Genomic DNA, 21,299 nt, shown 5'->3' with positions numbered 1-21,299 from the left:
GGCGCCACCTTACCGCCAACGCGGCGACGGCGCATCCGTGGCTGAACGCGGGATTCAACTCTGGAGCCCACTCCGTCAGCGCGTACGGTCCCATCAGCCTTCCTCACGCACGATCTCGACCAGCCGCGCGCCGTAACGCGACAGCTTGGTGCCGCCGATGCCACCGACCCGGGCGAGCGCATCGACGCTGGTGGGCCGCTGTTCGGCGATGTTGCGCAGGGTGCTGTCGTGGAAGATCACAAAGGCCGGCACGTTCTGTTCCCGCGCCAGCTCGGCGCGCAGGCCGCGCAGGGCGTTGAACAGCGCCAGGTCCTGCGGCAGCACGGACAGGCCGGTGCGCTGGCCGCTGCGGTCGCGCTCGCGGCCGGCGGCGGGGCTTTCGCGGCGCATCATCACCTTGCGCCGGCCCTTGAGCACGTCGCGGCTGGCATCGGTGAGGCGCAGGCCGCCGTAGGCATCGCTGTCCACTTCGAGCAGGCTGGCGGCCACCAGCTGGCGGAACACGCTGCGCCAGGTGCGGGCGTCCAGATCCTTGCCGATGCCATAGGTGCTCAGTTCGGTATGCCCGAACTGGCGGATCTTCTCGTTCTCACCACCGCGCAGGATGTCGATCAGGTGGCCGACGCCGAAGCGCTGGCCGCTGCGGTACACGCAGCTCAGCGCCTTCTGGGCGGCCACGCTGGCATCCCAGGCATCGGGGGGGACCAGGCAGTTGTCGCAGTTGCCGCAGGGCTGCGGGTAGGTTTCGCCGAAGCCGGCCAGCAGAACCTGGCGGCGGCACTGCATGGATTCGCAGTAGCCGAGCAGGTGGTCGAGCTTGGCGCGCTCGAGTGTTTTCCGCTCTTCGCCGGCCTCGGACTGCTCGATCATCTGCTTGAGCAGCACCACATCGCCCAGGCCGTAGCAGAGCCAGGCCTCGGCCGGTTCACCGTCGCGCCCGGCGCGCCCGGTTTCCTGGTAGTAGCCTTCCATCGACTTGGGCAGGTCGGTATGCGCGACGAAGCGGACATCGGGTTTGTCGATGCCCATGCCGAAGGCGATGGTGGCGCACATCACGATGCCGTCCTCGCGCAGGAAGCGGCGCTGGTTGGCGGCGCGCACTTCGGCGGGCAGGCCGGCGTGGTAAGGCAGTGCGTTCATACCCTCGCGGCACAGGAACTCGGCGGTCTCCTCGACCTTTCGCCGCGACATGCAGTAGACGATGCCGGCCGCGTCGCGATGCGCCTTGAGGAAGTCCAGCAGCTGGCGCTTGGCGTTGTCCTTCTGGACGACCGTGTAGCGGATGTTGGGGCGGTCGAAGGAGCTGACGAAGTGCTGGGCGTTGGTGAGGTCCAGCCGCTCGGCGATTTCACGCTGGGTCGGCGGGTCGGCGGTGGCGGTGAGCGCGATGCGCGGCACGTCCGGCCAGCGCTCGTGCAGCACGGTCAGCTGGCGGTATTCGGGACGGAAGTCATGGCCCCATTGCGAGACGCAATGGGCCTCATCGATGGCGAACAGGGCGATCCGGCTGCGCGCCAGCAGGGACAGGAAGCGGCCGGTGAGCAACCGCTCCGGTGCGACGTACAGCAGCTCCAGTTCACCAGCCACCAGCTCCCGTTCCACCCGCGCAGCGGTTTCCGCATCCAGCGTGGAATTGAGGTACTCGGCGCGCACGCCCAGCTGGCGCAGGGCGTCGACCTGGTCCTGCATGAGGGCGATCAGCGGGGAGATGACGATGCCGGTGCCGTCGCGCAGCAGGGAAGGCACCTGGTAGCACAGCGACTTGCCGCCGCCCGTGGGCATCAATACGAGCGCGTCATTGCCGGCGGCGACATGTTCGACGATCGCCTGCTGCGGACCGCGGAAATCGTCGTAACCAAAGATGCGGCTGAGCAGGTCGTGCGCGGGGCGGGAAGACATCGACGTAGTTTACAGGGCCGAGCGACCTGAGGAGGGTCAGTCGACTCTGGATCTGAACGTCGGCGATGCGCCATCCGGGGACGAAGCCCCCCTTGAGACCAAGGGGGGACAGGAGGGGCAACGCCCCGGCGGGATTACTGCAGCAAGGAACGCAGCATCCAGGCGTACTTCTCGTGGGTCTGCAGGCGCTGGGTCATCAGATCTTCGGTCGGGGCGTCGTCGGCGTCGGCGGCCACATCAAGCACCTTGCGGGCGGTGCGGCACACGGCCTCGTTGGCGGCGACCAACTGGCGTACCATTTCACGCCAGTCCGCGCTGTCGGTCAGGCCCGGTTCCTCGGCGATCGAGGTCAGGGCCGCGAACTCGCGGTAGGAGCCGGGGGCGTTGAAGCCCAGTGCACGGATACGTTCAGCAACGTCGTCCAGGGCTGCCCACTGCTCGGTGTACTGGGTCTCGAACATGGTGTGCAGCGAGTTGAACATCGACCCGGTGACATTCCAATGGAAATTGTGGGTCTTCAGGTAGAGCGTGAACGCATCCGCCTGGAAGGCCGCCAGCCCATCGGCAATCTTCTTGCGATCGCCTTCCTTGATCCCGATATCGATGTTCGGGGCCGAGGGGGCCGCCGTTGCCAGCTTCTGCTTACCGGTCTGGGTCTTCTTTGCCGGCGTCTTGGTTTTCGCCATGGGGGATATCCTCCTTGTGGATGGGATGGCCTTCACAATAGATCAGACTAACCTTTCAGATGTAATCAAAGTTTTAAAACGATCCGATTGATGACCGCTATCAACAAACCCTCCGTTTCCTCTCTGCACCTGCAACAGCGCGCGATCGACGGGGCGATGAGCCGCGACCGCGGTCGCTTGCTGGGGATGCTCTCGCGCTGTCGCGCCAAACCGGCCGATGCGGCGGTGGCGGCCGCGTTCGAGCAGGCCTTGCAGGCGTCGGTACAGCGGCGTGAGGCACGCGCGCGGAACCGGCCGACGATCAGTCTGGACGACACCCTGCCGATTGCGCGTGAAGCTGAACGGATCACCGCCCTGATCCGCGACCACCAGGTCGTGGTGATTGCCGGTGAGACCGGGTCGGGCAAGACCACCCAGCTGCCGAAGCTGTGTCTGGCTGCCGGACGGGGCGTGGCCGGGATGATCGGCTGCACCCAGCCGCGACGGATCGCCGCACGTGCGGTGGCCACCCGTGTGGCCCAGGAACTCCAGTCCGAGCTGGGCACCACGGTGGGGTACCAGGTGCGCTTCACCGACCGGGTTGGCGACGACACCCGCATCAAGTTCATGACCGACGGCATCCTGCTGGCGGAAATCAGCAGCGACCGCTGGCTCTCGCAGTACGACACGATCATCGTCGACGAGGCCCACGAGCGCAGCCTCAACATCGACTTCCTGCTGGGCTACCTCAAGCAGCTGTTGAAAAAGCGGCCGGACCTGAAGTTGATCGTGACGTCGGCGACGATCGACACGTCGCGGTTCGCCGAGCATTTCGACGATGCGCCGGTGATCAGTGTCGAGGGACGCACCTTCCCGGTGGAAGTGCGCTACCGCCCGCTGGAAGGCGAGGGCGCCGGCGACGAGGAGGGCGGCCGCGACGGCGAGCGCACCGTGAACGAGGCGGTGGTGGCGGCGGTGGATGAGATCACCCGGCTCGATCCGCGCGGCGACATCCTGCTGTTCTTCCCCGGCGAACGCGAGATCCGCGACGCGCACCAGTCCCTGGAACGGCGCAAGTACCGCGAAACCGAGGTGCTGCCGCTGTACGCGCGGCTGTCGGTGAAGGACCAGGACCAGGTGTTCAACCCGGGCAGCAAACGGCGCATCGTGCTGGCCACCAACGTGGCCGAAACCTCCCTGACCGTGCCGCGCATCCGCTATGTGGTCGATCCTGGCCTGGCCAGGGTCAAGCGTTACAGCCCGCGGCAGAAGCTGGACCGCCTGCATATCGAAGCGGTGTCGCAGGCCAGCGCCAACCAGCGCAAGGGCCGTTGCGGACGCGTGTCGGAGGGCATCTGCTACCGCCTGTACTCGGAAGCGGAGTTCCTGTCGCGGGCCGAGTTCACCGACCCTGAAATCCGCCGCTCCAGCCTGGCCGGCGTGATCCTGCGGATGCTGCAGCTCGGCCTGGGACGGATCGAGGACTTCCCGTTCCTCGAAGCGCCGGACGAGCGCGCGATCGCCGATGGCTGGCAGCAGCTGGGTGAACTGGGCGCGGTGGACGCCGAGCGTCGGCTGACCCCGGTCGGGCGACAGATGGCGCGCCTGCCGGTGGACGTCAAGCTGGCGCGCATGCTGGTGGCGGCGCAGGCGCAGGGATGCCTGCGGCCGATGCTGGTGATCGCCGCGTTCCTGGGTATCCAGGACCCGCGCGAGCGCCCGCCCGAAGCGCGCGCCGCCGCCGACAACGCGCACGCGCTGTTTGCCGATGGCCGCTCCGAGTTCGTCGGCGTGCTGCGCCTGTGGGACGGCTACCGCCAGGCCCATGAGGACCTGACCCAATCCAAGCTGCGGGGCTGGTGCGAACGCCATTTCCTTGGCTTCCTGCGCATGCGCGAGTGGCGCGAGCTGCATCGCCAGCTGCGCGTCCTGTGCGAAGAACTCGGCTGGACCGAAGAGCCGGCCGCAACGGCGCTGGAACCTTTGCTGGCCGGATCGTCCGCGCCGGCGCCGACGCGCGACGATGATGCCAGGATCAAAGCCACTCGTGGCCAGCAGCACCGTGCCGCACGCCTGGCCCGCGAGGGCAAGGCCGAGCCGCTCCCAGCCACGGCGGCACCGGCATCGGCCGCGCCTGCCGACGCCCGCGAGGCGCGCGGTGGCTTCAGTGAGAAGGTGCGCGCTGCGGCCTACCAGACGCTGCACCGCGCGCTGATCGCCGGCCTGCCCACGCAGATCGGCCACCGCAGCGACAAGGGCGACTTCCTTGCCCCGCGTCAGCGCCGGTTCCTGCCGTTCCCCGGCTCGGTGCTGGCCAAGCGGCCGCCGCCGTGGCTGCTCACCGCGACGCTGCTGGATACCCAGAAAATCTGGGGCCTGACCAACGCGGCGATCGAACCGGACTGGGTGATCGCCGAGCTGCCGCACCTGCTGCTGCGCAAGCACTTCGACCCGCACTGGTCGCGCGCGCAGGGCCAGGTGCTGGCCTCCGAGCAGATCAGTCTCTTCGGGCTGGTGCTGGCACCGAAGAAGCCGGTGCACTACGGCCGCATCGCGCCGGGCGAGGCGCACGACATTTTCGTGCGCCAGGGACTGGTGACCGGCGAGATCAACACGCGCGCCAGCGTCATCGCCGACAACCTCAAGGTGCTGGAGCAGGCGCGCGAGGAAGAGGCCAAGCTGCGTCGTGCCGGCATCGTCGCCGACGAAGGCTGGCAGGCCCGCTGGTACCTGGACCGGATCCCGGCCGAGATCCATTCGGCTACCGGCCTGGATACGTGGTGGAAGGGACTGGCGCCGGACAAGCGGCGCGCGCTGGCGTGGACGCTGGCCGATCTGTTGCCCGGCGAGGGCAGCGATGCCGACCGCTATCCGGCGTACCTGCCGCTGGGCGACGCGCGGCTGGCGCTGCATTACCGCTTCGAACCCGGCAGCGAGGACGACGGGGTCAGCCTGGATGTTCCGCTGCACCTGCTCAATGCGCTGGATCCGGCGCGGCTGTCGTGGCTTGCGCCGGGCTTCGTCGCCGACAAGGCCTCGGCGCTGATCCGCAGCCTGCCCAAGGCGATGCGTCGCAACTACGTTCCGGCGCCGGATTTCGGCCGTGCGTTCGCCGAGGCGTACCCGGACCCCACCGCTGACGATATCCGCGGCGAACTGGCGCGGTTCCTGTCGCGGGCCACCGGGGCGCAGGTGGCGGCCACCGACTTCGATGATGCCGCGCTGGAATCGCATCTGCGCATGAACCTGCGCCTGCACGACGCCAATGGCACGCTGCTGGCCACCTCCCGTGATCTGGATGCGCTGCGGGCACGCTTCGGCGAGAAGGCCGGGGCGGCCTTCGCCGCGCGGGCCGGGCGGGCGCTGGCGGCCGACGGGCTGCGTGATTTCCCGGCCACGCCGATTCCGCTGCAGGTGCCCGGCGAAGCCGGAGTGCCGGCCTATCCGGCGTTGGTGGATGACGGCGAGAGCGCCGCGCTGCGCATCTTCGCCGATCGCAACGAAGCACTGGAGCAGCATCCGCGCGGGGTGCGCCGCCTGCTGGAGATCGCGCTGGCCGACAAGGCCAAGCAGGCGCGCAAGCAGTTGCCCGTTCCGCCCAAGACCGGGTTGTTGTATGCCGCGATCGAATCGCAGGAGCGGTTGCGCGGGGATCTGGTCGAGGCGGCGATGAACGCGGTGCTGGCCGATGGCCTGGGTGACATCCGCGACCCGGCCGCGTTCGCGCAGCGGCGCGATGCGGCGGGCAAAGGCCTGTTCGGCGAGGCGATGGCGCGGCTGAAACTGGCCGAAAACATCCTGGCCCACGTCGCCGAGCTCAAGCCGCAGCTGGAAGCACCGTTGATGGGCTGGGCACGCGGCAATCTGGACGACATGGAGCAGCAGCTGGCCGCGCTGATCCATCCCGGCTTCCTGCGCGATACGCCGGCCGATGCGCTCGCACAGCTGCCGCGCTACCTGCGCGCGATGATCCTGCGTGCCGAACGTGCCAAGCGCGATCCGCCACGCGACCAGGCGCGGATGCTGGAACTGCGCCCGTTCCTGGACGCGCTGCACGAGGCCGAACAGCGTGGCCAACGCGACCGTCCGCAGTGGCAGGAACTGCGCTGGGATCTGGAAGAGCTGCGGGTGTCGCTGTTCGCGCAGGAGCTTGGGGCAAAAAGCGGGATTTCAGCCAAGAAGCTGGCCCAGCGCGTGGCGGCGCTGCGCAGGCCTTGAGCCAATGGCCGCCCCGCGGGTTGCGCGGGGCGGTCGCGGTTACTTGACGCGACGGACCTTGGCGCGGGTGTTGGCGCCCTTCACCTGCAGGTACCAGGCGCCCATCACGCCGGGGGTGATGGTGACCTGCGGCGACTGCGCGCGGATGCCGGACAGGCTGGCACTGTCGGTCTGCTCCCACTCCTGCGCATTGGCCAGCACATAGCGGCGGCCCTTGCCGAAACCGCGGAACTCGCCTTCCAGCGTGCTGATGATCGGCTCGCTGCTGCCGAAGTCGAAGAAGCCGCGGTTCTTGACGATCACTTCCTGGCGGCCTTCCTCGCGCGCCTGCTCCTTGACCTGCTCGCGGACCTGCTCGCGCACATCGGCGGCAACGGCGGCGACCTTGCCCTGCAGCCAGTTGTTGAGTGCGGCCAGTTCGGCGGGTTTGAGCTTGTCCAGGCCGGCCGCCTTGAACTCCTCCGGCGTCATCTGCTGCTGCAGGTCGCCTTCGACCACGCGCTGTGCCCAGGCAGGTGCCGACAGGCTGAGCAGGACGGCTACAGCGGCCAACAACCGCAGACGGGAAAAGCGCATGGCAGGTCTCCTTGGGATGAACGCAGTGTAGGGCCAATGGGCCGGTGCAGCGGTTTTGATTGTTCCCTCGCACGGGCGGCGCTAGTGTAGCTACCTCTGTCTTGTCTGCACGATGCTGTGAACCGCGCTTCTGTCCCCGGCCTGGATGCCTTGTTGAACCGACCCTCGGCGTCGTCGCTGCCGCCTGCCCTGTGCGAGGCGCTGCGCGCGCGCTGGCAGGCGCCCGATACCGATCAGCAGATGCGCAGCAGCTGGACGGTGCTGGCTGACACGCTGGACGCGCTGGCGCTGCTGTCGGCCGATGAAAGCGCGTTGCTGGCCGCGCTGCTGTTCGACCTGCCGGGACTGCGCGCCGGACTGGACGGCCTGCCCTTGGGCACGCTGAAGCCGGCGGTGGTGGGCCTGCTGGAGGGCCAGGACGCGGCCGACCAGGTGTGGGCGCTGCACGCCGGCCGCGAGGCCGGTCGCAACAGCGAGGGCCTGCGCCGGCTGCTGCTGTCGATCATCCAGGACCTGCGCGTGGTGCCGATCCTGCTGTCGCGGCAGCTGGCGCGCATGCGCGCGGCCGACCGCCTGCCGGACGAACAGCGCCGTGCGCTGGCCCAGCTCACCCGCGACATCCATGCGCCGCTGGCCAACCGCCTGGGCATCTGGCAGTTGAAGTGGGAACTGGAAGACCTCGCGTTCCGCCATCTGGAGCCGGAAACCTACCGCCGCATCGCCCGCGAGGTGGATGAAACCCGCGTGGCGCGCGAGCGCTATGTGGAAAGTGTCAAGAAGGCGCTCGCGCGCGAACTGGCCGCTCAGGGCATCCACGCCGAGGTCAGTGGCCGCCCGAAGCACATCTACAGCATCTGGCGGAAGATGCAGAAGAAGCGGCTGGCCTTCGAGCAGCTGTACGACATCCGTGCGCTGCGGTTGATGGTCGATGACGTGGCCGCCTGCTACGCGGCGCTGGGCGTGGTGCATGCGCTGTGGGCGCCGGTACCCAGTGAATTCGACGATTACATCGCGCGGCCCAAGGCAAACGATTACCGCTCGCTGCATACGGCGGTGGTCGGCCCGGAAGGGCGCACCATCGAAGTGCAGATCCGCACCCATGACATGCACGCCCAGGCCGAACTCGGCGTGGCCGCGCACTGGCGTTACAAGGAAGGCAGCAAGGGCGCGGAGAAGGCGTTTGATCGCAAGATCACCTGGATGCGGCAGTTGCTGGAGCATTCCCAGGACGGGCAGGCCGGCGAACTGGCCGGCGCGCTGGATGCCGAGCTGACCGAGGACCGGGTGTACGCGCTGAGCCCCAAAGGCGAGGTGATGGACCTGCCGCAGGGCGCCACCCCGCTGGATTTCGCTTACCACGTGCACACGATGGTCGGGCACCGCTGCCGGGGCGCCAAGGTCAACGGCCGCATCGTGCCGCTGACCTATCGCCTGCGCAGCGGCGACCGGGTCGAGATCCTCACCTCCAAGGAGGCCGATCCGCGGCGCGACTGGCTGCTGGCCTCCAACGGCTTTCTGGCCAGCAACCGCTCGCGGGAGAAGGTCCGTGGCTGGTTCCACAAACTGGACCGGGCGCGCAATGTGCAGGCCGGTCGCGATCTGCTCGACCGTGAACTCAAGCGCCTCGGTCTGCAGCACGCCGACCTCGGCGTGGCGGCCAGAAAATTCCATGCCGACAGCGTGGACGATCTGTATATCCAGGTCGCACTGGGCGATACCGGCCCCAGCCAGGTCAGCCGTGCACTGCTGGAGGCCGAACGTGCCGCCAGCCAGCCGACGGCACCGGCACTGCCGCGCCCGACCGCGCGCCGCGACAGCCTGGGCAAGTCCAAATTCACCGTGCAGGGCGTGGGCAACCTGCTGGTGCAGCTCGCGCGGTGCTGCCAGCCGGTGGCCGGCGAGCCGATCGTCGGCTACCTCACCCGCAGCCGTGGCGTCACTGTCCACCGCACCGACTGCGCCGCACTGGCGCGCCTGTCGGCGGCCAGCCCGCAGCGCATCCTGCCGGTGGAGTGGGGCCAGGCCGGCGGTGGCTACGAAGTGGACGTGGTGGTCGAGGCCGTGGACCGGCGCTGGCTGCTCAAGGACATCACCAATCTGATCGCGCAGGAAGACGCGTATGTGCTGGACATCCACAGCGACAACGTGCGCAACAGTGGTCGTGCGCACCTGCGGCTGCGGCTGAAGGTCAGCGATTACGGTCAGTTGTCCACGCTGCTGGGCAAGCTGGATGCCCTGCCGGGTGTCAGCGAAGCCCGGCGTCTAGGCTGACCTCACGTGACGCCGGCTAGGCTCGCGGCATGAGCCGTGACGCTGACAGGCAGAACCGCGCGCACGAGGTGCTGAGCCGCGTCCGTCGCGAAGGGCGCTGGTGGTGGCTGCAGGCACGTCATGCGCGGCGCATCTGGCGCTGGGCGGTGCTGGCAGCGGCGGTCCTGTTCATTGCCCTGGTGCTGCTGCGCCGGCCGTTGGCCAACTGGTTCTGGGACGCACCGCCGATCGAGCATCTCCTGCAGCAGGGCGACCGCGCGCTGGCCGCCGGCCGGCTGACCGCCACCGATGGGACCGGCGCACGCGAGTGGTATGAGGCCGCGCAGGCAATGGACAGCGACCGCGCCGAGGCGCGTGCCGGACTGGTGCGCACCGGTCAGGCGGCGGTGCAGCAGGCCCGCGGTGCGCTGGCGCAAGGCGACATCGAGGCTGCCGAGACGGCGCTGGCACTGGCGCGCACGCTGCAGGTGCCGCGGCGCGATGTCGATGGGGTGGCCCAGCAGCTGCGCCAGCAGCGCGTGGCGCGCGCCGGCGTGGAGGACCTGCTGGCGCGCGCGGCCGCCGCGTTGCAGGTGCAGCGCCTGGACGACGGCCCGGACAGCGCGTTGCCGCTCTACCAGCAGGTGCTGGTGCTGGTCCCCACCCAGGTGCAGGCCCTGGAAGGACGCGAAGATGCCCTGTCAGATCTGCTGCAGCAGGCGCGGGCGAACGCCGTGCGGGGGGATGTGGCTGCCGCGGCGGCGGCCGTGCGCCGTGCGCGTGGCTTCGATGCCGGCCATGTGGACCTGCCCGCCACCGAGGAAGCGCTGAACATTGCGCTGGAGCGGCGCCTGCGCGACGGCCAGGCGGCACTGCGCCGGGAGCGCCTGGAGACGGCGGTTACCGCTTTCCAGGCGGTGCTGGCGGCGGCGTCGGACGACGCCGCCGCGCGCCAGGGACTGCAGCGCGTGGCCGAGGCCCACCTGCAGCGCGCCGCGCGCCTGGCCGGTGACTTCCGCTTCGAGGCGGCCGGGCAGGCGCTCGCCTCGGCCCAGGCGCTGGGGGCGTCGGCGCGCACACTGGCCGACGCGCGCCGGGGTATCGAGCAGGCCCGGCAGGCACAACGGGCGCTGCAGGCGCCGACCGCGCCGCGGGCGCAGCGCGAGCGCAGCCTGATGGCGCTGCTGCGGCGCATCGAGGAGGCCGAAGCGCGTGGCGACTTTCTCGCGCCACCGGGCCGCAGCGCCTACGACGCGCTGCGCGAAGCACAGGCCCTGGCGCCGCAGGATGTGCGCGTGCGCGCCGCCGCCGGGCGGCTGCTGCCGGCCAGCCGCACCTGCTTCGAAGACCGTCTGCGTGAGAACCGGGTGGTCGCCGCAGGCGCATGCCTGGAGGCCTGGCAGACCCTGGCGCGCAGCGATGCGAGCCTGTCGCAGGCCCGGCAACGCCTCGCCCAGCGCTGGCTGGCGATCGGCAGCGAGCGGCTCGGCGCCGGTGATATCGACTTTGCCGCGCAGGCGCTGGACCAGGCGCGCCACTGGCAGCCGGACCTGCCCGAGCTGCCGGCCTTCGCCGAGCGCCTGCGCAGCGCGCAGGGCGGCTGAGCCGCGGCGCACCGCCGACCCGGGTCGGCTATAGTGCCGCCGTTGTCATTTCCCCCCAGCCCCGCAATGCCCACGCATGCCCGTGTCTTCTTCCGCTCTCCCTGCCGCGCTCCGCGCGGCAGCGTGCCGGCGCGCTGCGCGACTGCCGCCCGGGATGTGGCGTGACCACGGCCGGCGGCCTGCAGGTCTCCGTTGCACTCTGCACCTGGAATGGAGAAGCGTTCCTGGCCGGGCAGCTGCGCAGTATCGCTGCCCAGCGCCGGCGTCCTGACCAGGTGGTCATTTGCGACGACTGTTCCAGCGATTCGACCTGGTCGTGCCTGCAACAGGAAGCGGAGACGCTGCGCGGGCTCGGCATCCAGGTCGACCTGCATCGGCATGCGGCGAACCAGGGCTACGTGCGCAACTTCGAGTACGCCCTGCGCCACTGCCGGGGCGACATCGTGTTCCTGTGCGATCAGGACGATGTGTGGCATCCGGACAAGGTGGCCGAGTTTGCGGCGGCGTTCGAGCGCCGCCCGGCCCTGACGATGCTGCACGGCGACGCCCGGCTCGTCGACGGGCAGGGCGAGCCGCTCGGTGCGCGTCTGTTCGAGGTGCTTGAGGTGGGTGCCGATGACATCGCGCGCGAGCACCGCGGCGAGGCATTCGAGGTGCTGCTCGGGCGCAACGTGGTGACCGGTGCCACGGCCGCGCTGCGCCGTGGCCTGGTCGATGTCGCCCTGCCGGTCGCGCCGGGCTGGATCCATGACGAGTGGCTGGCGCTGGTCGCGGCTGCCGGCGATGGCCTGGACTGCCTGGAGCCGCCCCTGGTCGATTACCGCCAGCACGGCGGCAACCAGGTCGGCGCACGGCGGCGTGGCGTGCGCGACCGCGTGATGCATGACGGCGCGGCGCGCCGGGCGTACCTGACCAAGCGGGTTGCACAGCTGGAAGCCCTGTCGGCGCGGATCGACGACGGCATGGTGCTGTCGGCCGAACGCCGGACAATGGTGCAGCAGCGGCTGCTGCATGCGCGCGCACGTGCCGCGCTGCCCGGGTCGTTCTGGGCGCGCGCGCGGCAGGTATGGGGCGAGTACCGTAGCGGGCGCTACACGCGCTTTTCCAATGGCCTGCGTTCGCTGGCCATCGATCTTCTGGATGTGAAGTGACCGACATGACGATTTCCCAGGCCACGCCCCCCCGGCAGGCCGTGGCTGCCGCCGACATCTGCGCGGTGATCGTGACCTACGCGCCCGATCTGGATCTGCTGGCGCGCGTGGTCGCAGCCGTGCGTGACCAGGTCGGGCACGTGGTGGTGTTCGACAACGGCAGTCCGGCGGCGGATGTGGCTGCCCGGCTGCACACACTCGCCGGGGAGGGCGTGAGTGTGATCGCCTCGCCGGTCAATGTCGGTCTCGGTGCAGCGCTCAACCGTGCGTGTGAGCAGGCGCGCCGGCTCGGCGTGGGGCACGTGATGCTGATGGACCAGGACAGCGTGCTGGAAGCCGGCATGGTCCAGACCCTCGCCACGGCGCTGGCGGCGCTGCAGCAGCAGGGACCGGTGGCGGCGGTGGGCCCCCAGTTCCGCGATTCGCGCAGTGGCGATCTTGCGCCGTTCATCCGTCTTGGTTTTCCGATCAACCACAAGCTGTATGGCGGCCCGGGCCAGTACGTGCCCTGCGATTTCCTGATCACCTCCGGTTCGCTGATTCCGCTGGCGTCGCTGGATCGCGTGGGCCCGATGGACGAGTCGCTGTTCATCGACAACATCGACATGGACTGGTGCTTCCGGGCGACGGCGGCGGGCCTGGGGCTGTATGGCGTCTGTGATGCGCAGATGCAGCACAGCATCGGCGAGCAGTTGAGACCGTCCCGGATCAAGCGCGATGGCGTCATCGTGCACAAGCCGTTCCGCCTGTACTACATCATGCGCAACCGGGTATTGCTGTACCGGCGTCCGCACACCTCCCGGGTCTGGGTGGGCCAGGATCTCCCGCGGCTTGTCCTCAAGCTGATCAGCAACGGGGTGGTCATCGCGCCCCGCCTGGTTCGCCTGCGGTTCATGTTGCGCGGCCTCTGGGATGGCGTGCGCGGGCGCAGCGGTCCCATGCCGCCTGCGTAGCCGCCTGAACGCCGCACAGGCAGGCGCCGCAACGGCTGCTGCGCTGCGTTAGACTGCCGCGATCCTCCTGTTGCGCAATGTACCGTGCCCCGACGCCACGATTCCGACGAGTTCGACGAGTTCGACGACGACACCGAAAGCCGCTGGCCGCAGTGGCGCCGCCGCCTGATCACCTGGGGCATGGCCGCGTTCGCGCTCGCGCTGGGATTTCTGATCCCCTATACGGTGTACCTGAACCAACAGGTCACCCAGCGTTTCGGTGAACTGCGCTGGCAGATTCCGACCCGTGTCTACGCGCGCCCGCTGGTGCTGGCCCCCGGCGTGGCGATGGATGCGCAGACACTGAAGACCGAACTGGCGGCGTCGGCCTACCGGGAAGACGGCACCGGCAAACCGGCGGCCACCTATGCCCAGGAGGGCGGCCGCTTCATCATTTCCAGCCGCGGCTACAACGATGTGGACGGCCCGGTGGCGCCCCGCCGCGTCGAACTGAGCCTGTCTGGCGGCCAGGTTGCCTCGCTGCGCGATGCCGACAGCCGCAAGGCGCTCAAGGCCGCGCGCCTGGACCCGGCGCGGATTGCCACGCTGTACGGGCAGAAGCAGGAAGAACGGCGCCTGGTCCGGATCGAAGAGACCCCCGAACTGCTGGTGACCGGCCTGCAGGCGGTCGAAGACAAGGACTTCAACCGCCATCACGGCATCGACCTGAGCGGCATCGCGCGGGCGATCTGGGTGACGGTGCGCTCCGGCGGACAGAGCCGCCAGGGCGCGTCCACGCTGACCCAGCAGCTGGCCCGCAGCGGTCTGCTCGGGATCGGCAAGGAACAGACCGTCACCCGCAAGTTCAATGAAGTGCTGTACGCGCTGATCATGGAGGCGCGCTACGACAAGCGCACCATCCTGGAGGCGTACCTCAATCAGGTGTACCTCGGGCAGCGCGGCAGCCAGGCCATCCACGGCATGTCCTCGGGTGCGGAATTCTGGTTTGGGCGCGATCTGTCCTCGCTCGGCACCGAGCACGTCGCGCTGCTGATCGGTCTGGTCAAGGGCCCGTCCTACTACGACCCCCGGCGCAACCCGGAGCGCGCGCTGGACCGGCGCAACTTCGTGCTGGGCAAGCTGCATGAGAGCCAGCTGATCGACGATGCCGAGTACCAGCGTGCGCTGAAGGCGCCGCTGGGCGTGCCGAAGAATCCCGGCCTGATCGCGGCGAACCGGTTCCCGGCCTACGTGGACCTGGTGCGCCGCCAGCTGGGCCACGACTACCCGGAGGCCGCGCTGCAGGGCGCAGGCCTGAGCGTGATGACCGGCATGTCGCCCTCCGCGCAGGCGTACGCGGAAGGCGCGGTGACGCGCACGCTGAAGTCGCTGGAAACCAAGCGTCGCCCCGAGCTGCAGGCCGGGCTGGTGCTGACCGACGTGCACAACGGCGACGTGCTGGCCGTGGTCGGCAGCCGCGACGTGTCCGAGCCCGGCTTCAACCGTGCGATCGAAGCGCAGCGCCAGGTCGGTTCGCTGCTCAAGCCGTTCGTGTATCTGCTGGCGCTGGCGCAACCGGACCGCTACTCGCTGGCCAGCTGGGTCGATGATTCGCCGGTGACCGTGCAGCTCAGCCGCGGCAAGCGCTGGACGCCTGGCAACGCCGACAACCGCAGCCACGGCACGGTGCGGATGATCGATGCGCTGGCGCACTCCTACAACCAGGCCACGGTGCGGATCGGCATGGCGGTCGAGCCGCAGCGGCTCACCCAGCTGATCCATGTGCTGGCCGGTATCAAGGCCGAAGCGAATCCGGCGGTGATCCTGGGCGCGACCGACCAGAGCCCGTATGCGATGGCGCAGCTGTACCAGTTCCTGGCCTCCGGCGGTGAGATCCAGCCGCTGCACGCCGTGCGTGGCGTGCTCGATCCGCAGGGCAAGCTGCTCAAACGCTATGACAAATCCCCCGCGCCGGCACAGGAGGGCGACTCGATCGCCGCCAACCTGATCAGCATCGGTCTGCAGCAGGTGGTGTCCAGCGGCACCGCCCAGCGCCTGAACGCCGACGGCCTGGCCCGCCTGCAGCCCGCCGGCAAGACCGGCACGTCCAACGACGGCCGCGACAGCTGGTATGCCGGCTATACCGGCGACCACCTGGCCGTGGTGTGGATCGGCAACGATCAGAACGCGCAGACCGGCCTGTTTGGTGCCAGCGGCGCCATGCGGGTCTGGTCGGGCATCTTCACCCGCCTGCCGAGTTCGCCGTTGCGGGTCAGCAACAAGGGACTGGATTGGCAGTACGTGGAAGCCAGCGGCACCGCCAGTACCGATGAAACCTGTCCGGGAGCCCGTCGCTTCCCGTTCGTCGTGGGCTACGCCCCCGCCTATGCGCCCTGTGCGCCCCCGGCCGTGCTGCCGGAGGGTGAGGGTGACGGGCAGGGGGACGGTGAAACCCAGGGCGGCGGCTGGCGCAGCTGGTTCGGAATGGAACGCAAGCAGGATGCTGCCCCTGAACCGGCGCAAAGCGCGCCGGCGGCCACCCCTCCTGCGCGTTGAGTCCTGCCATGTCTTCGATGTTCCCGCTTCGTCCGATCGCGCTGGTCGCGGTCAGCCTGTCCCTTGCCGCGTGCGTCAGCAGCACGCCGCCGGTAAAACCGCCGGTGGTTGCCACGGTCAGCCCGGCCCAGCGCCTGGCCGCCGTGGACGCTGCTGCCGGCAATGACGACACTGAACTGGCGGTGCAGCCGCTGCGCGATGCCCAGGTCGACGACCTGCGCGCGCATGCCCAGGCCCGCCGCCAGGCCAACGATCTGGCTGGCGCGGCAGAGGCGCTCAACCAGGCCCTGCTGATTGTCGAGGGCGATCCGGCCGTGCTGCAGGAGCGGGCCGAAATCGCTCTGCTGCAGGGCGACTGGGCACGCGCCGAAGCGCTGTCGCGCAAGGCCGTGGACCTCGGCTCGAAGACCGGGCCGCTGTGCCGTCGCCACTGGGCCACCATCGAACAGGCCCGCCTGGCCCGCGGCGAAAAGGAAAACGCGGTGTCGGCGCACGCGCAGCTGGACGGCTGCACCGTCCCGGGCATCAAACGGTATTGAGCGGTGCCGGCCCACGTGACGTAGTGCCCGCCCACGTGACGTAGTGCCGGTCCACGTGACGTAGTGCCGGCCCACGTCACGTAGTGCCGGGCTCTGCCCGGCAGTGCCGGGTTCTGCCCGGCAGCATCTGACCGGGAACAGCAGGGCAGAGCCCCGCTCCACGACGGCAATCCGGCGCGCGGTGGCGGCCGGGGATTATCATGGGGCGATGTCCCGCCTTGCCACTGCCAGCGGCGACGCCCTCAGCGAGGGCGGTGCGCTTGCCAGCCAACTTGATGCCTTCGTGCCGCGCCCGGCGCAGCTGCGCCTGACCGCGGCCATCGCCGAAGCCTTCGACCAGCGCGACGTGCTGCTGGCCGAGGCCGGTACCGGCACCGGCAAGACCTACGCCTACCTGGTGCCGGCCCTGCTGTCCGGGCTGAAGACCATCATCTCCACCGGTACCCGCGCGCTGCAGGACCAGCTTTACCACCGCGATCTGCCGCGCGTGCGCGCCGCACTGGGGGTAGGTCACAGCAGTGCGCTGCTCAAGGGCCGCGCCAACTATCTGTGCCGCTACCGCCTGCAGCAGGCGCGTGGCGAGCCGCGCTTCTCCTCGCCGGAACAGGTGGCCCAGTTCCAGCGCATCCTGGCGTGGTCGGGGCGTACGCGCTTTGGCGATATGGCCGAACTGGACGCGCTGCCGGAAGATTCGCCGCTGTACCCGATGGTGACCTCCACGGTCGACAACTGTCTCGGTACCGAGTGCCCGTTCTGGGACGACTGCTTCGTGGTGCAGGCCCGCCAGCGCGCCCAGGCGGCCGACGTGGTGGTGGTCAACCACCATCTGCTGTTGGCCGACCTGGCGCTGAAGCAGGAGGGCTTCGGCGAAATTCTGCCGGGCGCGCAGGCCTTCGTGATCGACGAAGCGCACCAGCTGCCGGAGCTGGCCGCCAACTTCTTCGGCGAAGGTTTCGGCATGCGCCCCTGGCAGGAGCTGGCGCGCGACTGTCTGGCAGAGAGCCGCAGCGTGGCCGGCGCGCAGGCCGCGCTGCAGGCGCCTGCCGCCGCACTGGAGCAGGGGCTGCGCGATCTGCGCATCGCGATGGATGGCCTGCCGCCGCGCGGCACCCAATGGCGCGCGCTGGCGGTGCCGCAGGTGCGCGACGGATTCGACGCGGCGATGGCCGCGCTGGTGACGCTGCGCGATGGCCTGGCCGGCGTGCGCGAGGCGTCGCCCGGCCTGGATGCCTGCCATGCGCGTGCGCAGGAGGCGGTGTCGCGGCTGTCGCGGTGGCTGGGCGACGATGCGCCGCTGCCGGATTTCGACGTGGACCCCGAGCAGGTGCCGGCACCGGCCGAGGTGCTCTGGTACGAACTGACGCCACGCGGCTTCCGTTGCCAGCGCACCCCGATGGATGTCTCCGGACCGCTGCGCGAGCATCGGCAGCGCTCGATGGCGGCCTGGGTATTCACCTCGGCCACGCTGACCGTGGACGGCCATTTCGATCACATCGCGCAGCGGCTCGGCCTGGACGACCCGGTGACGCTGCTGCAGGCCAGCCCGTTCGACTGGGCGCGCCAGGCGCTGTGTTACCTGCCCACCGATCTGCCCGATCCGGGCGCGCGCGGTTTCGGCACCGCGCTGATCCGCGCCTTGACCCCGGTGCTGGCGGCGTCCGACGGACGTGCTTTCCTGCTGTTCGCCTCGCACCGCGCCCTGCGCGAAGCAGCCGAAGCGCTGCGCGATGCGCCCTGGCCCTTGTTCGTACAGGGCGAGGCGCCGCGTGCCACGCTGCTGCAGCGCTTCCGCGAGTCGGGCAATGGCGTGCTGCTCGGCTCGGCCAGTTTCCGCGAAGGCGTGGACGTGGTCGGCGATGCGCTGAGCGTGGTGGTGATCGACAAACTGCCCTTTGCCGCCCCGGACGATCCGGTGTTCGAAGCGCGCCTGGACGCGATCCGCCGCGACGGCGGCAACCCGTTCCGCGACGAGCAGCTGCCCCAGGCGGTGATCGCGCTCAAGCAGGGCGTGGGCCGGTTGATCCGCAGCGAGACCGACCGCGGCGTGCTGGTGCTGTGCGATCCGCGCCTGCTCAGCCGCGGCTACGGCCGGATATTCCTGGATTCGCTGCCGCCGTTCCGCCGCACCCGGGCGCTGGACGATGTCCGCGCCTTCTTTGCGCCACAATGGCCCGCCGACGCGGCCAGCGGGCCTGCCGTTGCCGCTGCCGTTCCCGCCGCTGCAGCGGCGCCGGCCGCCGACGATTTCCCCACTTCCCTGTTCTGACCGCCATGAAACTGCTTGCCTTTGAAACCGCCACCGAAGCCTGCTCCGTCGCCCTGCATGTGGATGGGCAGGTGCTGGAGCGCTTCGAGATCGCCCCGCGCCGCCATGCCGAGCTGAGCCTGCCCTGGGCCGAGGCGCTGCTGGCCGAGGCGGGCGTGGCCCGGTCGCAGCTGGATGCGATCGCGCTCAGCCGCGGCCCCGGCGCCTTCACCGGCGTACGCCTGGCGATCGCGATCGCGCAGGGGATCGCCCTGGCGCTGGACCGCCCGCTGGTGCCGATTTCAACGCTGCAGACGCTGGCGCTGCGCGCGCCGGCCGACGCCGACCAGGTGCTGTCCAGCATCGACGCGCGCATGGGCGAGGTGTACGTGGCCCGCCAGGTGCGCATGGACGGCCAATGGCGGCTGCAGGGCGAGGAAGTGGTGTGCGCGCCCGACGCGGTGGTCCTGCCCGACGGCACGCGCTGGTTCGGCGTGGGCACCGGGTTCGGTGCTGCCGATGGCGTGCTGGCCACGCGCCTGGCGCCGCAGCTGGCGGGCGTGGATCCGCTGGCCCTGCCGCGCGCCTCGGACGTGCTGGCGCTGGCAGTGCCGGCGTTCGAGCGCGGTGAGGCCGTGGCGCCGGAGCGGGTGGAGCCGGCCTATCTGCGCGACAACGTGGCGTTGACCCTGGTCGAGCAGCAGGCCGCGCGGGCGGCAAAGCAGGGGTAGTGGCGTACCGGCGCCCGGCCTCGTCAGTGGCCGGGTCAGCGGTCGTCGCGCAGCTCGCCGCCGGGCAGGAACACCCAGGTGCGCGTGACCTGCAGGATGTCCACGCCATCGTCGGTTCTGGGCAGCGGCGGGAACGGCTGGGCCAGGGCGATGACGCGCAGCGCGGTGGCATCCAGCAGGGGGCTGTTGCTGCTGCGCAGGATGCGGCTGCTTTCCACGCTGCCGTCGCGGCGGACGCCCACGGTGATCACCACCTGGCCGCCGAGCCGGCGTTGGCGCGCCTCATCGGGGTAGTTCAGATTGCCCACCCGCTCGGCACGGTCGACCCAGGCCCGCAGGTAGTTGGCGTAGGCGTATTCGCGCGTGCTCGCCGACACGAACTTCCGGTTGGGGCGCTTGGCGTACTGCGCCGAGCGCAGGTGCACTTCGGCCGCCAGCCGCGCCATCTCCGCGTCGCGCTGTTCGCGTGCGGTGACCGGCGCGTCCGGCGTGGGGCGGTCGGGCAGCGGTTGCGGCTGCGCGTCGGCGACGCTGTCGGGGCTGTTGCGGCTGCTGATCACGCGTGCCTGCGGGGGCGGCGGGCTGGCCGCATCCTGGCGCTGCTGCGGCACCGGCGACAGGCCGGTCTGCGGCTGCGGCACGATCCCGGCCTGGTTGTCGCGCGGGCGCTCGGCCTTGTCGTGGTCGCCGCCGCCGACCTGGCTGGCCTGGGCGAGGAAGTCGGCCTGTTTGGGCGTCAGCGCGGTCCGGGTCTGGCTGAAGATCACATCCAGGGTCGGCACCAACGGGGCCTGGTCGCTGACCGCGAAGCCCACGCCGAGGATGAGCAGCCCGTGCACGATCACCGACAGGGTCAGGGTCGCGCCCAGCCGCTGCGACTCGCGCGCCTGCGGGCTGGGGGCCGGAGCGACGCGGGCACTCATTGCGGCAGACCGGCCTCGATCGCATCGAACAGCAGCCCGGCGATGTTGAGGCCGAACTGCGCATCCAGTTCGCGTACGCAGGTGGGGCTGGTGACGTTGACCTCGGTGAGATAGTCGCCGATCACGTCCAGGCCGACGAAGCGCATGCCACGGCGCTTCATTTCCGGGCCCACCTGCGCGGCGATCCAGCGGTCGCGCTCGCTCAGCGGGCGGCCTTCGCCGCGGCCGCCGGCGGCGAGATTGCCACGGAACTCGTCGCCCTGCGGGATGCGCGCCAGGCAGTAGTCGACCGGTTCGCCGTCCACCAGCAGGATGCGCTTGTCGCCGGCGCTGATGTCCGGGATGAACTTCTGCGCCAGCGCCAGCGTACGCCCGCCGTCGGTCAGGGTTTCCAGAATCACGTTCAGGTTCGGGTCGCCGGTGCCGCTGCGGAAGATCGAGCGCCCGCCCATGCCATCCAGCGGCTTGAGCACGGCCTGGCCGTGTTCGAGCACGAAGGCTTTCAGGTCGGCACTGCGACGGCTGACCAGGGTCGGCGGACAGCACTGCGGGAACAGCAGCGCAGCCAGCTTCTCATTGAAGTCGCGCAGGCCCTGCGGGTCGTTCACGACCAGCGCACCGGCCTGCCCGGCCACGCTGAGCACGTGGGTGTCGTAGATGAATTCGGCATCCACCGGCGGGTCCTTGCGCATCAGCACGACCTGGCCGGGGCCGAACGGGGTCTGGCTGAATTCGCCCAGGGTGAACCAGTCCCGCGCGTCGTCGCGCACCTGCAGCGGTGCGGTCCGGGCGACCGCCTGGCCGTCCCGCAGCGCCAGGCCGCCCGGGGCGACGTAGTGCAGGGCATGGCCGCGTCGCTGGGCTTCCAGCAGCATGGCGAAGGTGGTGTCTTTGGCAATCTTGATGTCGGCGATGGGGTCCATCACCACGATGACGTTCAACGGCATGGTCGCAACCTGGCGGGCAGGCCGATGATGGTAGCGGCAATGGCCCCCGGTTGCCTGCCCGGC

Annotated in this window: 14 protein-coding genes; 9 read left to right on the top strand and 5 right to left on the bottom strand. The window is 69.9% G+C overall.

Annotated features, from left to right (window positions below):
- Positions 1-93 precede the first annotated feature (93 nt).
- Both recQ and OC534_RS11530 read right to left on the bottom strand, forming a co-directional pair.
- The gene (gene recQ, locus OC534_RS11535) at positions 94-1,899 is read right to left on the bottom strand and encodes a DNA helicase RecQ (protein ID WP_136003051.1); all 1,806 of its coding nucleotides are present in this window, start codon (positions 1,897-1,899) and stop codon (positions 94-96) included.
- Between the two features lie 134 nt (positions 1,900-2,033).
- The gene (locus OC534_RS11530; RefSeq protein ID WP_017356669.1) at positions 2,034-2,585 is read right to left on the bottom strand and encodes a Dps family protein; all 552 of its coding nucleotides are present in this window, start codon (positions 2,583-2,585) and stop codon (positions 2,034-2,036) included.
- A 90-nt stretch (positions 2,586-2,675) separates the two neighbouring features.
- On the opposite strand from OC534_RS11530, the gene hrpA reads away from it, so the two are divergent.
- Positions 2,676-6,782 carry an ATP-dependent RNA helicase HrpA gene (gene hrpA, locus OC534_RS11525; protein WP_262071822.1) on the top strand — a complete coding sequence of 1,369 codons (4,107 nt, stop codon included), beginning with the start codon at positions 2,676-2,678 and terminating at the stop codon, positions 6,780-6,782.
- Positions 6,783-6,821: 39 nt separating this feature from the next.
- Here hrpA and OC534_RS11520 read toward each other — a convergent pair whose 3' ends face one another.
- The gene (locus OC534_RS11520; protein WP_017357210.1) at positions 6,822-7,358 is read right to left on the bottom strand and encodes a hypothetical protein; all 537 of its coding nucleotides are present in this window, start codon (positions 7,356-7,358) and stop codon (positions 6,822-6,824) included.
- Positions 7,359-7,475: 117 nt separating this feature from the next.
- On the opposite strand from OC534_RS11520, the gene OC534_RS11515 reads away from it, so the two are divergent.
- From OC534_RS11515 to tsaB, 8 genes are all read left to right on the top strand, one after another.
- Positions 7,476-9,629: a bifunctional (p)ppGpp synthetase/guanosine-3',5'-bis(diphosphate) 3'-pyrophosphohydrolase gene (locus OC534_RS11515; RefSeq protein WP_017357209.1), complete on the top strand. Its 2,154-nt coding sequence runs from the start codon at positions 7,476-7,478 to the stop codon at positions 9,627-9,629.
- Between the two features lie 29 nt (positions 9,630-9,658).
- Complete coding sequence (locus OC534_RS11510; protein ID WP_262071821.1) at positions 9,659-11,212, top strand: hypothetical protein; 1,554 nt, start codon at positions 9,659-9,661, stop codon at positions 11,210-11,212.
- Positions 11,213-11,373: 161 nt separating this feature from the next.
- The gene (locus tag OC534_RS11505) at positions 11,374-12,363 is read left to right on the top strand and encodes a glycosyltransferase family 2 protein (protein WP_262071820.1); all 990 of its coding nucleotides are present in this window, start codon (positions 11,374-11,376) and stop codon (positions 12,361-12,363) included.
- A 5-nt stretch (positions 12,364-12,368) separates the two neighbouring features.
- On the top strand, positions 12,369-13,316 hold the full coding sequence (locus OC534_RS11500; RefSeq protein WP_262071819.1) for a glycosyltransferase family 2 protein: 948 nt from the start codon (positions 12,369-12,371) through the stop codon (positions 13,314-13,316).
- Positions 13,317-13,400: 84 nt separating this feature from the next.
- Positions 13,401-15,851: a penicillin-binding protein 1B gene (mrcB, locus tag OC534_RS11495; protein ID WP_262071818.1), complete on the top strand. Its 2,451-nt coding sequence runs from the start codon at positions 13,401-13,403 to the stop codon at positions 15,849-15,851.
- 17 nt (positions 15,852-15,868) lie between these two features.
- Positions 15,869-16,390, top strand: a complete 522-nt coding sequence (locus tag OC534_RS11490) for a hypothetical protein (protein WP_017356294.1) — start codon at positions 15,869-15,871, stop codon at positions 16,388-16,390.
- Between the two features lie 208 nt (positions 16,391-16,598).
- Complete coding sequence (locus OC534_RS11485) at positions 16,599-18,656, top strand: ATP-dependent DNA helicase (protein ID WP_136003057.1); 2,058 nt, start codon at positions 16,599-16,601, stop codon at positions 18,654-18,656.
- Positions 18,657-18,661: 5 nt separating this feature from the next.
- Positions 18,662-19,366 carry a tRNA (adenosine(37)-N6)-threonylcarbamoyltransferase complex dimerization subunit type 1 TsaB gene (gene tsaB / locus OC534_RS11480; protein ID WP_262071817.1) on the top strand — a complete coding sequence of 235 codons (705 nt, stop codon included), beginning with the start codon at positions 18,662-18,664 and terminating at the stop codon, positions 19,364-19,366.
- A 35-nt stretch (positions 19,367-19,401) separates the two neighbouring features.
- On the opposite strand, the gene OC534_RS11475 is transcribed toward tsaB, so the two are convergent.
- Both OC534_RS11475 and gshB read right to left on the bottom strand, forming a co-directional pair.
- Positions 19,402-20,289, bottom strand: coding sequence for an energy transducer TonB (locus tag OC534_RS11475; RefSeq protein WP_136003059.1), 888 nt, complete (start codon positions 20,287-20,289; stop codon positions 19,402-19,404).
- Positions 20,286-21,236, bottom strand: a complete 951-nt coding sequence (gshB, locus tag OC534_RS11470; RefSeq protein ID WP_262071816.1) for a glutathione synthase — start codon at positions 21,234-21,236, stop codon at positions 20,286-20,288. Before gshB ends, OC534_RS11475 begins: the two co-directional genes overlap by 4 nt.
- Positions 21,237-21,299 lie beyond the last annotated feature (63 nt).

The sequence above is a fragment of the Stenotrophomonas sp. Marseille-Q5258 genome, assembly GCF_946900935.1.
GTDB lineage: Bacteria > Pseudomonadota > Gammaproteobacteria > Xanthomonadales > Xanthomonadaceae > Stenotrophomonas > Stenotrophomonas nematodicola.
The sequence above is the reverse complement of the archived record's forward strand: the minus strand, read 5'-3'. Positions and strand labels throughout refer to the sequence as shown.

Excerpts from the sequence above, each read along its gene's own strand:
- recQ (WP_136003051.1), bottom strand. The coding sequence starts at position 1,899 with ATGTCTTCCCGCCCCGCGCACGACCTGCTCAGCCGCATCTTTGGTTAC.
- OC534_RS11530 (WP_017356669.1), bottom strand. The coding sequence starts at position 2,585 with ATGGCGAAAACCAAGACGCCGGCAAAGAAGACCCAGACCGGTAAGCAG.
- hrpA (WP_262071822.1), top strand. The coding sequence starts at position 2,676 with ATGACCGCTATCAACAAACCCTCCGTTTCCTCTCTGCACCTGCAACAG.
- OC534_RS11520 (WP_017357210.1), bottom strand. The coding sequence starts at position 7,358 with ATGCGCTTTTCCCGTCTGCGGTTGTTGGCCGCTGTAGCCGTCCTGCTC.
- OC534_RS11510 (WP_262071821.1), top strand. The coding sequence starts at position 9,659 with ATGAGCCGTGACGCTGACAGGCAGAACCGCGCGCACGAGGTGCTGAGC.
- OC534_RS11500 (WP_262071819.1), top strand. The coding sequence starts at position 12,369 with ATGACGATTTCCCAGGCCACGCCCCCCCGGCAGGCCGTGGCTGCCGCC.
- OC534_RS11490 (WP_017356294.1), top strand. The coding sequence starts at position 15,869 with ATGTTCCCGCTTCGTCCGATCGCGCTGGTCGCGGTCAGCCTGTCCCTT.
- OC534_RS11485 (WP_136003057.1), top strand. The coding sequence starts at position 16,599 with ATGTCCCGCCTTGCCACTGCCAGCGGCGACGCCCTCAGCGAGGGCGGT.
- tsaB (WP_262071817.1), top strand. The coding sequence starts at position 18,662 with ATGAAACTGCTTGCCTTTGAAACCGCCACCGAAGCCTGCTCCGTCGCC.
- OC534_RS11475 (WP_136003059.1), bottom strand. The coding sequence starts at position 20,289 with ATGAGTGCCCGCGTCGCTCCGGCCCCCAGCCCGCAGGCGCGCGAGTCG.
- gshB (WP_262071816.1), bottom strand. The coding sequence starts at position 21,236 with ATGCCGTTGAACGTCATCGTGGTGATGGACCCCATCGCCGACATCAAG.